This window comes from Sphingobium nicotianae (assembly GCF_018603885.1).
GTDB lineage: Bacteria > Pseudomonadota > Alphaproteobacteria > Sphingomonadales > Sphingomonadaceae > Sphingobium > Sphingobium nicotianae.
The window spans coordinates 68,142-82,532 of record NZ_JAHGAW010000009.1 but is presented as its reverse complement, the minus strand read 5'-3'; the positions used below and the strand labels follow the sequence as shown (position 1 = coordinate 82,532).

At 66.3% G+C, this 14,391-nt stretch carries 13 protein-coding genes; 6 read left to right on the top strand and 7 right to left on the bottom strand.

Annotated elements, in window-relative coordinates; all coding sequences use genetic code 11:
- Window positions 1-287 precede the first annotated feature (287 nt).
- Complete coding sequence (locus tag KK488_RS14245; RefSeq protein WP_214624364.1) at window positions 288-1,199, top strand: TauD/TfdA dioxygenase family protein; 912 nt, start codon at window positions 288-290, stop codon at window positions 1,197-1,199.
- A gap of 4 nt (window positions 1,200-1,203) precedes the next feature.
- Here KK488_RS14245 and KK488_RS14240 read toward each other — a convergent pair whose 3' ends face one another.
- Window positions 1,204-2,061 carry an SDR family NAD(P)-dependent oxidoreductase gene (locus KK488_RS14240; RefSeq protein WP_214624363.1) on the bottom strand — a complete coding sequence of 286 codons (858 nt, stop codon included), beginning with the start codon at window positions 2,059-2,061 and terminating at the stop codon, window positions 1,204-1,206.
- 84 nt (window positions 2,062-2,145) lie between these two features.
- Between KK488_RS14240 and KK488_RS14235 the strand changes: the two genes are divergently transcribed.
- Window positions 2,146-2,892: a glutathione S-transferase family protein gene (locus KK488_RS14235; RefSeq protein ID WP_214624362.1), complete on the top strand. Its 747-nt coding sequence runs from the start codon at window positions 2,146-2,148 to the stop codon at window positions 2,890-2,892.
- A 155-nt stretch (window positions 2,893-3,047) separates the two neighbouring features.
- Here KK488_RS14235 and KK488_RS14230 read toward each other — a convergent pair whose 3' ends face one another.
- Window positions 3,048-4,694 carry an alpha-amylase family glycosyl hydrolase gene (locus KK488_RS14230; RefSeq protein WP_214624361.1) on the bottom strand — a complete coding sequence of 549 codons (1,647 nt, stop codon included), beginning with the start codon at window positions 4,692-4,694 and terminating at the stop codon, window positions 3,048-3,050.
- Between the two features lie 164 nt (window positions 4,695-4,858).
- Between KK488_RS14230 and KK488_RS14225 the strand changes: the two genes are divergently transcribed.
- Window positions 4,859-5,419 (top strand): ATP-binding protein, encoded by a 561-nt coding sequence (locus KK488_RS14225; protein WP_214624360.1) that lies wholly within the window; start codon window positions 4,859-4,861, stop codon window positions 5,417-5,419.
- 78 nt (window positions 5,420-5,497) lie between these two features.
- Complete coding sequence (locus KK488_RS14220) at window positions 5,498-6,241, top strand: SDR family NAD(P)-dependent oxidoreductase (RefSeq protein WP_214624359.1); 744 nt, start codon at window positions 5,498-5,500, stop codon at window positions 6,239-6,241.
- Between the two features lie 175 nt (window positions 6,242-6,416).
- On the opposite strand, the gene KK488_RS14215 is transcribed toward KK488_RS14220, so the two are convergent.
- Window positions 6,417-7,055, bottom strand: a complete 639-nt coding sequence (locus KK488_RS14215) for an RBBP9/YdeN family alpha/beta hydrolase (protein ID WP_214624358.1) — start codon at window positions 7,053-7,055, stop codon at window positions 6,417-6,419.
- A 266-nt stretch (window positions 7,056-7,321) separates the two neighbouring features.
- On the opposite strand from KK488_RS14215, the gene KK488_RS14210 reads away from it, so the two are divergent.
- The gene (locus KK488_RS14210; RefSeq protein WP_214624357.1) at window positions 7,322-8,260 is read left to right on the top strand and encodes an NADP-dependent oxidoreductase; all 939 of its coding nucleotides are present in this window, start codon (window positions 7,322-7,324) and stop codon (window positions 8,258-8,260) included.
- A 56-nt stretch (window positions 8,261-8,316) separates the two neighbouring features.
- On the opposite strand, the gene KK488_RS14205 is transcribed toward KK488_RS14210, so the two are convergent.
- The 3 genes from KK488_RS14205 to KK488_RS14195 all read right to left on the bottom strand — a co-directional run bounded on the left by KK488_RS14205 (window position 8,317) and on the right by KK488_RS14195 (window position 10,769).
- A complete protein-coding gene (locus KK488_RS14205; protein WP_214624356.1) occupies window positions 8,317-8,490 on the bottom strand; it encodes a hypothetical protein in 174 nt (57 codons plus the stop codon).
- Window positions 8,491-8,558: 68 nt separating this feature from the next.
- Window positions 8,559-9,572, bottom strand: a complete 1,014-nt coding sequence (locus tag KK488_RS14200; protein WP_214624355.1) for an inorganic phosphate transporter — start codon at window positions 9,570-9,572, stop codon at window positions 8,559-8,561.
- Window positions 9,573-9,623: 51 nt separating this feature from the next.
- Window positions 9,624-10,769 (bottom strand): DUF47 family protein, encoded by a 1,146-nt coding sequence (locus KK488_RS14195; RefSeq protein WP_214624354.1) that lies wholly within the window; start codon window positions 10,767-10,769, stop codon window positions 9,624-9,626.
- A 151-nt stretch (window positions 10,770-10,920) separates the two neighbouring features.
- On the opposite strand from KK488_RS14195, the gene KK488_RS14190 reads away from it, so the two are divergent.
- Window positions 10,921-12,309: an L-serine ammonia-lyase gene (locus KK488_RS14190; protein WP_214624353.1), complete on the top strand. Its 1,389-nt coding sequence runs from the start codon at window positions 10,921-10,923 to the stop codon at window positions 12,307-12,309.
- A gap of 243 nt (window positions 12,310-12,552) precedes the next feature.
- On the opposite strand, the gene glmS is transcribed toward KK488_RS14190, so the two are convergent.
- Complete coding sequence (gene glmS / locus KK488_RS14185; protein WP_214624352.1) at window positions 12,553-14,379, bottom strand: glutamine--fructose-6-phosphate transaminase (isomerizing); 1,827 nt, start codon at window positions 14,377-14,379, stop codon at window positions 12,553-12,555.
- Window positions 14,380-14,391 lie beyond the last annotated feature (12 nt).

Sequence of the window (14,391 nt, the reverse complement as noted above, 5' to 3'; positions counted from 1 at the left end):
AGGATCGCGGCAATCGCAGAGCCCCCGCTCATGCGTGATCGTGCGGGGTGGCCTGACCGAAAAACGACAGTCCCCGGGGCACGATCGACCCAAGCGGACCGCCAGGTCGGTGGGAAAACGACATGCGAGACCTGAAGGGGAGGAATGAAATGGTTGGATTTCACAACCATATTGACTCCGTCCTCGCTCGCGGTTCAGACAGGCGGACGGCTTAGTCAAATGTGGCCGCTGGATGCCTCCCCGCTTTGGAGGCCGAAGGCGGCGACGCGCCGAGAGAGGAACCATCCATGATCACCGTCAATCGCCTGCACCCTTTGTTCTTCGCGGAGATCGTCGGCGCGGATCTCACGGCGGAACCGACCGAGGCGCTGCGCGCAACGGTGCAGCAGGCGATGGACGAGCATGGCGTCTGCGTCGTGCGCCAGGGGCCGATCAGCGATGAGCAACAGATCCGCTTCGCGCGCCTGTTCGGTCCATTGGAGCTTCCGCCCGGCTATGGCACGCGCCCGCGCGGCCGCATGGCGCCGGAGCTCTTCTTCGCCGGCAATCTCGACCTTGAGGGCAATATCAAGCCGCTGACGCCGGCCAATCAGAATATCGCCAAGGGCGCCGAGCGCTTCCATGCCGACAGCTCGTTCAATCCGCTGCCGTCCAAATGGTCGATGCTGCGGGGCGTCGAGTGCCCGCCGCCGGAGATTGGGGGGGACACGCTCTTCGTCGATCTGCGCGTCGGCTACGCGCATCTGCCGCAAGCGCTGAAGGACAAGATCGAGGGGCGCATGGGCATTCACGACTTCTGGAAGGGCCGTGAATATGCGGGCCTGGAGGTCAATGACGAGATGCGCGCCAACATGCCGATGCCGCCGGTGCTGCATCCGCTGGTCCGCGTCTCTGGCGACGGGCGCAAGGCTGTGTTCGTGGGCGGGCATTGCGTGGGCGTGGAGGGGATGAGCGAAGAGGAAGGCCATGCGCTGGTCGAGGAGATTTACGACCACGTCACCCAGCCGCAGTTCGTCCACCGCCATCACTGGACGCAGGGCGACATCGTGATCTGGGACAATCGCTTCGCGCTGCACGCCGCGACCCCGCTCAACACCGACCAGCATCGCCGCGACATGCGCCGCGCCACGATCAACGAGAGCGGCGACGAGATCGACACCTACGAATATCGTCGCCGCCAGAATGAAGCGGCGGCCTGAACCGTCATTCGCGTGGCAGATAATCCTGCGCCATCGCGGCCTCGATCGCGGCATGGCGCGCCTTCACCGAGTCAATGAACGCCGGGTGGGTGATGACGTACAGCTTGTTCTCGCGGATCGCATGGACGGTCTGGCGGCCGACCAGCAGCGGATCGAGCCAGTAGTTCGCGCCGCCCGGATTGGCCGGCAGGGCGCCATGCGGATTGTCGCGCGCGCGGAAGGGGCTGTCGACCTGAAATTCGGCCGGGCGGAACAGCTCCGTCTCGGCAATGTTGGTGGAGACCGGGCCGGGGCAGACGACAGTCGTGCCGATGTCGAGCCCCTTCTCCTCCAGCTCGACGCGCAGATGCTCGGTGAGCGAGATGACCGCGGCCTTGGTCGGCGCATAGATGCCGCGGGTCAGCCGCGCGCTCATGATGCCGCCCTCGGACGCCGTGTTGACGATATGCCCGCCCATGCCATGCGCCTTGATGCGCGGGATGCCGGCGACGAGGCCGTTGGCGACGCCGATGAGGTTGACGCCCACGCCCCAGTCCCAATCGGCATGGGTCGCCTCGTCGACGGGGCCGGCAATGCCGACGCCGGCATTGTTGACCAGAATCTGAAGCGGGCCAAGCTTGGCCTCCGTCTCGTCGAGCGCGGCGGCATAGCCGGGGCGATCCGTGACATCGAGCCTGAGCGCGAGGAAGCGATCCGCCCAGCCCTCCCGCGCCGCGACGTCCGCCGCCTCGGCGAGCCGGTCGCCGTTCAGATCGCACACCGCGACCCTGGCGCCCGCCTCCGCCAGCGCACGCGCGATGCCGAGGCCGATCCCGCCGGCGCCGCCTGTGACGAAGGCGACAGCGCCCGAGATGCTCTTCATACCCTGTTCTCCCCGACCTGACTCAATGGGCGGCTGCGTTTCACTGGAATTTGTGCGATGTCAATAAAGGAATCGGAGTTCATAATGTCGATCGATCTCTATCATGGTGAACCGGCATCAAATAGCCTCAAGGTTCTCCAAGCGATCCATGAAAAAGGCATTTCATTCAATAGTCACTATATAAATCTGACGAAATTCGAGCAGAATGACGCGGATTATCTGAAGATCAATCCAGCAGGACAGGTACCAGCACTTGTTCACGATGGGCGCGTTCTTACCGAATCGACGGTCATCAACGAATATATCGACACCGTGTTCGATGGCCCCGCCCTCAAGCCCGATGACCCCTATGACCAGCACCTGATGCGCGTCTGGACGAAATATGTGGACGAAGTGTTTCGCCCGTCCCTCTCCTTCCTGGCCTGGCACGCGCTGATCCCCGGCCTGGCCAAGTCGCTGCCGGAGGGCGCGTTCGAGGAGCGGCTGGCGCGCATCCCGCTCAGGGAAAAGCGCGAAAAATGGGCGCTCGCGGCCAGTGGCGGGTTCACCGAGCGCGAACTGGACGGCTGGCGGCACAATCTCGCCGAGGTGACGGACCGCGTGGAAGCGGCGCTGACCGGACATGACTGGCTGGTTGCCGACCAGTTCAGCCTCGCCGACATTGCCGTCTTCGCAATGGCGGTCGGCATGCCGCGCGGCCATGCCCATCTCTGGAATGCCGAGCGCACGCCCAGGGCAATGGCGTGGCTGGAGCGGATGCGCGCCCGGCCCGGCGTCGCGGCAGCGCTGGCGATGCCCAATCATACGCGGTTCGTGCCGGAAGAGGCATAGCAGGCGCTTGTGTTCCTTCTAGATTCCCGCGAACGCGGGAAGCTAGAAGGCCGGCAGAGCGCCATTGCGCCCCTGGATTGCCTTCGGCGAACTGGCGTTTCCCGCGTTCGCGGGAATGACGAGGAGAGGTTTACGGACGGATCGGCAGGCCTCGACTAGGCCCCGAGCACGCAGCCGGAATAGCCGGGCAAGGCGCCCTGCCCTGCCCCGCCCACACTCATCAGCGGCATGGCCTTCGCGCTCGCGCCCTTCGGCCAGTCCGCCGCCTCGGCGCCGAGATTGAACAGGCCGATCACGCGTTCGTCCTTGTGGCGGCGCTCGAACATCAGAACCTGCTCGCCAACGCGGCGGAATTTGAGCGTGCCCCAGCGCAGCGCGGGATGCGCCTTGCGGAAGGCGAGCAATGCGCGCGTCAGGTGGAGCAGCGAGCCCTCGTCCTTCTCCTGCACGTCGACGGCCAGCGCGGCATGGTCCGGGCCGAGGGGGAGCCAGGGCTTCGCCGTCGAGAAGCCGTCATATCTGCCCTTGCGGGTCCAGGGCATCGGGGTGCGGGCGCCGTCGCGGCTGAGCGTCAGCGGCCAGTTGGCGATGGCCTCGGGATCGCGCAGATCCTCGAAGGCGATGTCGACCTGGGTCAGGCCCAGCTCCTCGCCCTGATAGAGGAAGATGTTGCCGCGCAGGCAGAGCAGGAGGAGCATCTTCATCGCGGCAAACTTTGCGCGCGTTGCAGCGTCCGCATCGGCCGGCAGCCAGCGCGAGATGGCGCGGGGCGCGTCGTGATTCTCGAAGGCCCAGCTCGGCCAGCCGGTGCCCGGCTTGTCGGGCCACTGGCCGATCGCCGCCTCGATCACCGCCGGGGTCAGCGCCGGCGCGTAGAGGAAATCGAAGCCGTAGCTGGTGTTGAGGCGCGTGTGGCCGCTCGTATAGAGCTTCATTTCGCGCACCGCATCCTCGCCGCCGATCTCGGCGACGGTGAAGCGGCCGTCATAGTCCGCGAGCAGCGCGCCGATGCGCTCGATGAATTTCGGGATGTCCCTGTGCCCCTGATTATGCAGGCGGCGCTGATAGTCGAACGGGCGCGTCGGCGGCTGGGAGAATTTGGTCTGCGGCGGATTGTCGCGCAGGCGCTTGCTCTGCATCAGGAAGTTGAGCGCATCCAGCCGGAAACCGTCGACCCCGCGATCCAGCCAGAAGCGCGCCACGTCCAGCAGCGCCTGCTGCACGGCCGGATTGTGGCCGTTGAGCTGGGGCTGCTCCTTGAGGAAATTGTGGCAATAATATTGGCGGCGACGGGCGTCCCAGGTCCAGGCCGGGCCGCTGAACACGCTCTGCCAGTTGTTGGGCGGCGAGCCGTCCGGCCTGGGATCGGCCCAGAGGTAGAAATCGCCATAGGGACCGGCGCGATCGTTACGGCTGGCGACGAACCAGGGATGCTTGTCCGACGTATGGGCATAGACCTGATCGATGATGACCTTGAGGCCGAGCGCGTGGGCGCGGGCGACGAGGGCATCGAAATCGGCGAGCGTGCCGAAGATCGGATCGACATCGCGATAGTCCGCCACGTCATAACCGAAATCGGCCATCGGCGAGGTGAAGAAGGGCGAGAGCCAGATGGCGTCGACACCGAGGCTCGCGACATGATCCAGATGCGCGGTGATGCCGGGCAGATCGCCGATGCCGTCGCCGTTGGAATCGGCGAAGCTGCGCGGATAGATCTGGTAGATCACCGCGCCCTGCCACCAGGGCTGGTCGGCGGGATCGCGCTGGCTGACCGGGAGGCTGGCGGGACTTTTGTGCGTCATGGCGACAGACTGCATGGCTTTGCGGCGGGGCGCAATGCGGGAGCGAACTCTCTGCGACTTCGCGCGTATCGGGCAGGGAGATTTCCGAAACGTCCCGCATAAGATGCGTGACGCACTCCGGCTTTCGTGGGATGATTGAGCGGCCTGGGTGAGAGGATGATCCGATGAGCAAGCCGCCCGTGGCCCGAGACAAGTTCGAACCCGTGACGCTCGATCATGGCGTGACGTCCGATCCCGTGTTCGGCGCGTGGCTGGTGGATGCGGGCGCGGCGGCCAGGGGCAGGCTTCGCGCGTCCCGGCCCACCCAGTTGCAGGCGATCGACGACAAGCCGGGGCTGACGTTGTTGGCTGGCGCATCCGGCACAGGCAGGACGCTGGCGGCGCAGAGCATCGCGCGGAGGCTCGGGCGACCGGTCTACCGGATCGATCTCGCAAGCATCGCCTCCAAATATATCGGCGAAACGGAGAAAGCGCTCGACCGGCTCTTCGATGCGACGCAAGCGCAGTCCGCCATCCTGTTGTTGGACGAGGCCGATGCGCTGTTCGGAAAGCGGAGCGAGGTGCGCGACGCGCATGACCGCTATGCCAATATAGAGGTGAGCTATCTGCTCCAGCGCCTCGAAGCTTATCAGGGCGTCGTCATTCTCGCGGCCAACGCCCGCGCCAATCTCGACCCCGCGTTTCTGCGTCGCTTGCGCCATAACATCGATTTTCCGTCCTCCTGATGCGACCACCGAAACAAGCGACTTCCGTTTTTCTGCTACCCCTCTAAGGACCAGACAAAGTCATCGAGGGAGAGAGGGATGCGGTTCAGGGACAAGGTGGTGCTCGTGATGGGCGGGAACAGCGGGATCGGCCGCGCGTCGGCGGAGGCCTTCGCCGCCGAGGGCGCGCATGTGTTCCTGACCGGGCGCGACCAGAAGACCATCGACGAGACGGTCGCCGCGATCCCGGGCGCGCGCGGCTTCCGCGCCGACATTGCCGACATCGACAGCGCCACCCCCGCCCTCGACGCGATCAGGGCGGCGCATGGGCGGATCGACGTGCTGTTCGTCAATGCCGGGATCGGCGCGTTCGTTCCGGTGCCGGAGGTGACGCCGCAGCAGTGGGACGAGATCCACAACGTCAATCTGCGCGGCTGCTTCTTCGCCGTGCAACGGGCCCTGCCGCTGATGGGCAAAGGCGGATCGATCGTCCTCACCGGATCGATCGGCTCGGTCGCCGCCGTGCCGGGCAATGTGATCTATGCCGCCTCCAAGGCCGGCCTGCGCGCGGTGGCGCGGACGCTGGCGGTCGAGCTCGTCGAGCAGGGCATCCGCGTCAACATGGTCAGCCCCGGCCCCACCGAGACGCCGATCATCAACCGCAGCGGATTGCCGCCCGAGGGCGTGGCCGGGCTGCGCAGCCTGATGACGCAGGCGGTGCCGATGAAGCGCATGGGCACGCCGGAGGAGATCGCCAAGCCGGTGCTTTTCCTGGCGTCCGACGATGCGAGCTTCATCACCGGCATCGATCTGTATGTCGATGGCGGGTGCGTGGAACTTTAGGCTCTTCCCCGACCCAATTCCCTTCCCTCCGTTCGCCCTGAGTAGGGGCTGAGCGAAGTCGAAGACCCGTATCGAAGGGTCAGCGCGACATTCCCGTCCTTCGATACGCCATTTCGATGCGCTGCTGCGCAGCTACTCAATGGCTACTCAGGACGAACGGGGCGCTGGAAGCCGTTCAAACCGACAGCTCGATATGCGGGCGCGGCGGCGGGCCGATGGGCGCACCTTCGGCCAGCGCCTTGCCCCAGCGGCCGAGCTTCCTCAGCAGGAACTGGCCGAAATGCCAGGCGCCGAGGTTCGACTGCGCATTGATATGGCCGACCGAGCCGGCATCGGCGAAACGGCTGCCCCAGAATTGCGCGAGGCGGCGGGCGCGATGGAACTGGATATAGGGATCGTCATGGCTGGCGACGACGATCGACGGGAAAGGCAGCGGCGCCTTGGGCGTCGGCCCGAACGGCTTGAGGCGAGCATCCATCGGCGCCACGTCGACTTCCGGCGGCGCCACGAGCAGGGCGCCGAGCACCGGATCGCCAAAGGCGGGCTGCTCCATCGCCGCCCACCAGGCGACGGCGTGGCAACCGAGGCTGTGGGCGACCAGGATCACGGGGCGGCCGGCATCGCGAATGGCGAGATTGAGTTTGTTGACCCAGGCGTTGCGACGCGGCGCGTCCCAGCTTTCGAGATCGGCGCGGGCGCAACCCTCCAGATCGCGCTCCCAGATGCTCTGCCAGTGGGTGGGGCCGCTGTTGCACAGGCCCGGCACGGTCAGGATGAGCGGGCGTTGCGTCGGGCTTCCGAGCATGTCGGTCATGGTCAGTCTCCGTGCTGAAGGGATGGGACCAGTCGGCTCGGCATACGTTCCGATCTCCATGACAGACATAATCTCTACTGCTTCAATTGACAAGTTCGATATGGCGTTCTAGCTGCACGACTTGTGCAGAATTTTCGGGGCGGCAAGCCCGCATGTCGCAGCCATGGCGGCGACTCGTCAGGTCCCGGTTGCCCCTCGGGCCAATGCTGCTCATAAGAATCGCGACCGGCGGCAGACCGGACCGATTCCAGGACAAGGATGAACGGATGCGCGCAGTCGGACTCTTCACGCATGGCGGCCCCGAGGTGCTCGAGGTCACTGGTCTGCCCGAGGTGCATGCCGGCCCCGGTCAGGTGCGGATCCGCGTCCACGCGGCGACGGTCAACCCGACCGATGTCGGCACGCGCAACGGCACCCGCGCCGAAATGCATAAGGCCGATCCGCCGCCTTATGTGCCGGGCATGGAAGTGGCCGGGATCATCGACGAGGTGGGCAGCGACGTGCCCGGGCGGCTGGCGCTCGGCGACGCCGTGCTCGCCATCGTGGTGCCCAAGGGCAGCCATGGCGGCTATCGCGAGCAGATCGTGCTCGATGCCCGCTCGGTCGTGCGCGCGCCGGCGGGCAAGAGCCATGCCGAAGCGGCGACGCTGCCGATGAACGGGCTGACCGCGCGCCGCTCGCTCGACCTGCTGGCGCTGTCGCCGGGCCAGGTGCTGGCGGTGACCGGCGCGGCCGGCGCCTATGGCGGCTATGTCATCCAGCTCGCCAAGGCCGAGGGGCTGACGGTGATCGCCGATGCGTCCGAGGCGGACGAGGCGCTGGTCAGGTCGCTCGGCGCCGACATCGTGGTGCGGCGGGGCGACGATGTCGCGGCGCGCTTCCGCGCGCATTTCCCCGATGGCGTGGACGGGCTGGCAGACGGCGCGGTGCTGAACGCCAGGGCAATCCCGGCGGTGCGGGACGGCGGCACCTTCACCTCCGTGCGCGGCTTCCTGGGCGAGCCGCAGCGGGACATCGCCTTCACCGCGACGCTGGTGCGCGCCTATGCCGAGGAATGGGAGAAGCTGGAGCAGCTCGTCCGGCAGGTCGAGGACGGCACCCTCACGCTGCGCGTGGCGCAGGTCTATCCGCCGGAGCAGGCACCCGAAGCACATCGGCGACTGGAGGCCGGCGGCACGAGAGGGCGGCTGCTGATCGGCTTCTGACGTGCCGGAAACCCCGAGCGAACCACGGTGGTGCCATGGCTCGCATCGCGGTCAGCTCATTTCGGGCATTTGATGAACTTGCCCTTGGCGTCCTTGCACGGCCCCTTCTTCACGGGCGCGGGCTTGACGCATTTGGTGAACTTGCCTTTCGCATCCTTGCAGGGAGCAGCGAGCGTCGGCGCGGCGGCGCACAGGGACAGCAGAGCGAAAGCGGACAGCAATTTGCGCATGGACATCCTCCTGTTTCGGGGAATGCCAGTGGTGCGCCTCATTTCCTGAACGGGAAAGAAACAATTGCTCAGAAAAGCCGCGTCAGCATGTAGAACAAGGCGCCGACCGCCGCCGAGGCCGGGATGGTGATCACCCAGGCGACGACCACGCTCTGCGCCACCCCCCAACGCACCGCCGAGGCCCGGCGAGCGACGCCCGAGCCGATCACGCAGCCGGTGATGGTATGGGTGGTCGAGACGGGAATACCGAGCAGCGAGGCGCCGAACAGGATCACCGATCCGCCCGCCGAGGCGCTGAAGCCCTGATGCTGCGAGAGCTTGGTGATGCGCGATCCCATCGTCTCGATGATCTTCCAGCCGCCGGTCATCGTGCCGAGCGCGATGGCGATGTAGCAGGCGATCGCCACCCAGTGCGGCACATGGAAGTCTCCGGAGAGATAGCCGGTCGAATAAAGCAGCACGGTGATGATCCCCATCGTCTTCTGCGCGTCGTTGAGGCCGTGGCTGAGTGAGTAAGCCGCCGAGGACAGGAGATGGAGCGCGCGGAAGCTGCTGTCCGCCCCGCGCGCGCCGGCGCCGCGAAACGCCCAGCTCGTGCCCAGCATGATCAGCATGGAGAGCATCATGCCGAGCGTGGGCGAGAGGACGATGGCGATCAGCGTCTTGTTGAGACCACCCCACTCGATGCCGGTCATGCCGGCATGGGCAACGCCCGAGCCGATCAGGCCGCCGACCAGCGCGTGGCTGGAGGACGACGGGATGCCCTTGAGCCAGGTCACGACATTCCAGAACATCGCGCCGACCAGCGCGCCGAAGATGACGGCGGGCGTCACCAGCTCCTTGTGGATGAGGCCGGCGCCGACCGTCTCGGCGACCTTATGCAGGCTGGGGATGGCGAGCGTGAGGAAATAGGCCGCGAAATTGAAGAAGGCCGCGAAGCCGACCGCCGCGACCGGGCCGAGCAGGCGCGTGGCGACGACGGTCGCGATGGAATTGGCGGCATCGTGCAGGCCGTTCAGGAAATCGAAGGCGAGCGCGACGGCGATGAGGCCGATCAGCAGCGGGAGGGCGAGCTCATGCATGGCTGCTCTCCGCGCGACGAGAAAACGGCATTTTAATGGGAGAGGTCAAACTCACGCCTGATCGATCACGATGCCGTCAATCTCGTTCGCGACGTCTTCCAGCGCGTCGGTGATACGCTCGAGATGATTGAAGATCTCGCGCTTGACGACGAAGCCCATCGGATCGGCCGGCCCATGCGTGCGGAAGGCGGCCTTGAGGCCGGCCGCGTGGATATTGTCCGCCTGCCCTTCCATGCGCACCAGCCGCTCGGTGAGCTCGTGCAGGCGCTTGGCGTTGCGGCCGACGTCGCGCAGCAAGGGAATCGCCTCGGAAAGAACACGCGTCGCATCGACGATCAAGGCGGCCATGTCCTTCATGTCCTGATCGAATTCGGTGACGTCATAGAGATCGATCGCGCGCACCGCCGCCTGCATCTCGTCGATCGCATCGTCCATCGAACTGATCAGGCTGATGATCGCGCTGCGATCGAACGGGGTGAGGAAGGTCACGCGCACCTCGTTCAGCACGTGGCGGATGATCTCGTCGGCATCATTCTCGCGCTCGATGACCTCGCGGATATGATCGGCGCGGTTCTCGCCGTCGTGGAGCAGGCGGCTGAGCGCGGCGCCACCCGCGACGATGGTCCGCACATGCGCCTCGAACAGCTCGAAGAAATTGCCCTGCTTGGGCAGAAGCCGCTGAAACCAACCGAACATGCTGCTTATCCCCGATTTCCTGGCAACCGTTTCCATGATCCGGCCGCGCGCCGCCGCCGCCTTGAACTCCGACGAGGCGAAGGAGCGGATGAGATCGCGCAGATCCATCTCGTCAACCGCATCGGCTGCCTCGGACAGGCTGAACCAGCGCCGCTCGCGCTCGGCCCGCTCCTTCCAGTCCGCCAACTCACGGCTGACGGCGAGCGGAAACACCTCGACATCGACCATCAGCGAGGCGCCGTTACCGCGCCGCTTGCGGTAGCGATAGGAGCCGAGCGGCGTGGGGCAGATCGCGCCGATCACACCCGCTTCCTCCTCCGCTTCGTCCGCCGCGGCACGATGCGGGATGGCCCCGCTCGGCGCATTGCCCTTGGGAATCACCCAGCGCCGGCTCTCGCGCGACGTGATCAGCAGGATCCGGATCGGCGCATCGCGCGCGTCGCTCTCGGTGCGGTAAGGCAAGGCGGCAATCTGGCGGATCGGCTTATCCCTCGGGGTCATGGTCCGGTCCTGGCGCAATGTTACACTTTTATGACGCGATCAACAGGCAATCCACGTGAACGGCAGACCACACTTGGACAGCGGCCCGCATCCCGCCTATCTAGGAGCTTTACAGGCGCCCGCGCGGCGAGAGCGCCGGAAGGACGCAAGCATGACAAGCAATGGTCGGCCGGGTCTGGCCGACGACACCGATCCCGTCTCGATTCTGGAACTCTTCACGATCGGAATCGGTCCCTCCAGCTCGCACACGGTCGGGCCGATGCGCGCGGCCAATCGCTTCGCCATGCTCGGCGTCGCGGACGAGCGCGAGGTGGTGCGGCTGCGCTGCACCCTGCACGGATCGCTGGCGCTGACCGGGCGCGGCCACGCCACCGACACCGCCGTACTGCTCGGCCTCAACGGATGGGAGCCGGAGACGGTCGATCCGGACGCGGTGCCTCATATCCTCGCCGGCATTCGCGCCAACCAGCGCATCGCCCTTGGCGGCGGGCGCGACCTGCCCTTCGACGAGGGGCGCGACCTGGCCTTCGACCCGAGTTTCCTGCCCGAGCATCCCAACGGCATGCTGTTCGAGGCGGTGTTCGCCGACGGATCGCGCATGGAGCAGCGCTATTTCTCGATCGGCGGCGGCGCGATCGTCGAGGCGGGTGGAGCAGGCGCACGGCGCAACGTCCGCCTGCCCCACCCGTTCGGATCGGGTGCGGACCTGCTGCAGATCGGCTGCGACACGGGCCTGTCGATCGGCGAGATCGTCCGCGCCAACGAGAGCGCATTCCGCGATCCGGCCGAGACCGACGCCAAGCTGGACGCGGTGCGCGCGGCGATGTTCGCCTGCATCGACCGGGGCTTGGCCAATGAGGGCGAGCTGCCCGGGGGCCTCGGTGTACGGCGGCGGGCGCGCTCGATCCGCGAGGCGCTCTCCGGCACCGGACGCGCCATCGCGCCGTCGGACGTGTTCGAATGGGTCAGCCTCTGGGCGCTGGCGGTGAACGAGGAGAATGCGGCGGGCGGCCGCGTGGTCACCGCACCAACCAATGGTGCGGCGGGCGTGATCCCGGCGGTGATGCGCTATTACGAGACCTTCGTGCCCGGCGCGACGCCCGCCGGATCGCGCCAGATCCTCTACACCGCCGCCGCGATCGGCCTGCTCTACAAGAAGCGCGCCTCGATCTCGGCGGCCGAGATGGGCTGCCAGGGCGAGGTCGGCGTCGCCTGCTCGATGGCGGCGGCAGGACTCGCGGCGGCGCTCGGCGGAAGCAACGCCCAAATCGAGAATGCCGCCGAGATCGGCATGGAGCATAATCTCGGCCTCACCTGCGATCCGGTCGGCGGGCTCGTCCAGATCCCCTGCATCGAGCGCAACACGATGGGTGCGATCAAGGCGATCAACGCGGCCTATCTCGCCCTGCGCGGCGACGGCGGCCATGTCGTCAGCCTCGACGCCGTCATCGAGACGATGCGCCAGACCGGCGAGGACATGCGATCGCAGTACAAGGAAACCAGCCTGGGCGGGCTGGCGGTGAACGTGGTGGAGTGCTGAGGGCGAACCGATCGATTTTGACGCCCGTTTGGATCGCCGCCCCATCGTCATCATCCCTGCGAAAGCGCAGATGCAGCTCTCGACAGAATAGCGTTGCACTTCAAATGTGAATCCGCACTCCCGCATTCCCGGGCATGACGGTCAATGCGGGCCTCCCTGTCGTCGGTCGTCACCTCGCTATTGCCGGAACCGCCATCGCAGGCGCGTTCGCCAATACACAAACACCCATTCGGACCATCCCTATCACTCGACAGTCACCGACTTGGCCAGATTGCGGGGCTGATCGACATCGGTGCCCTTGATCACGGCGACGTGATAGGCGAGCAGTTGCACCGGCACCGCATAGACCATCGGCGCGATCAGCGGGTGGACCTTGGGCAGCGCCAGTGTCGCGAGACAGCCTTCGCCCGCCGCCGCGATGCCGTCCTCGTCCGAGATCAGCACCACCTTGCCACCGCGCGCCTGGACTTCCTGCATGTTGGAGACGGTCTTTTCGAACAACGGCCCTGACGGCGCAATGACGATGACCGGCACGGCTTCGTCGATCAGCGCGATCGGGCCGTGCTTCATTTCGCCGGCCGCGTAACCTTCCGCGTGAATATAGCTGATCTCCTTCAGCTTGAGCGCGCCTTCCAGCGCCAGCGGATAGTCGGTGCCGCGACCCAGATAGAGCACGTCGCGCGCCGGGACGATCAGCGGGGCGAGCGCCTGCACCGCCTCGTCCTGAGCCAGCGCCTGGTTGATCGCGGACGGCGCCTCGGAGAGATGCCTGACGATATCCTTCTCCTCCTCCGGCGTCAGGCGTCCCTTGGCACGCGCGACATTGGCAACGAGCGCAGCGAGCACCGCGAGCTGGCAGGTGAAGGCTTTGGTCGAGGCGACGCCGATTTCGGGCCCGGCGTGGCTCGGCAACAGCAGATCGGCCTCGCGCGCCATGGAGCTGGTCGGCACATTGACGACGACGGCAATCTTCTGCCCCTCCGCCCTGGCATGACGCAGCGCCGCGAGCGTGTCCGCCGTCTCGCCCGATTGCGAGATGAAGAGCGCAAGCCCCCCTTCGGGCTCCATCACCGGCGCGCGATAGCGGAACTCGGACGCGACATCGAGATCGACCGGCATGCGGGCGAACTGCTCGAACCAATATTTTGCGACCATGCCGGCATAGAAGCTGGTACCGCAGGCGACGATGGTGACGCGGCGGATCGCCGAGAGATCGAAGTCCGGGATCGGCAGCGAGACCTGATCGTCGATGCGGCGCACATAGCTGCGCAGCGTCTGCGCCACGACCACCGGCTGCTCATAAATCTCCTTGAGCATGAAGTGACGATGATTGCCCTTGTCGATCATCGCACCCGAGACGCCCGACAGCGTCACCGCACGCTCGACCGGAACATTATCCTTGTCGAACACCTGCGCGCCATCGCGCGTGACGACCACCCAGTCGCCCTCGTCGAGATAGGCGATGCGCTGGGTGAGCGGGGCGAGCGCCAGCGCGTCCGAGCCGAGATAGGTCTCTCCCTCGCCATAGCCGACGACCAAAGGCGAGCCGAGGCGCGCGCCGATCAGCAGATCGGGATGCTTGCGGAAGAGGACGGCGAGCGCGAAGGCGCCGTGTAGCCGCGGCAGCACCTGCGCGACGGCATCAGCCGGCTCGGCGCCCTGCTCGATCAGCTCGCTCACCAGATGCGCGACCACTTCCGTGTCGGTCTCGCTGGTGAAGACGCGGCCGCGGCCGATCAGTTCGTCGCGCAGCGCCTTGAAATTCTCGATGATGCCATTGTGGACGACCGCGACTTCCTCGGTGGCGTGTGGATGCGCGTTGCTGGTCGTCGGCGCGCCATGCGTCGCCCAGCGGGTATGCGCGATCCCGGTCGTGCCGGGCAGCGGTTCGGCCGCCAGCACTTTGGCGAGATTGACGAGCTTGCCCTGGGCCCGCCGCCGCTCGATGTGCCCGCCGACGACCGTCGCGATGCCCGCCGAATCGTAACCGCGATATTCGAGCCGCCGCAGCCCGTCGAGCAGACGGTCCGCGACATCTTCCGCGCCGACAATGCCGATAATTCCGCACATGAGACGAGCCTT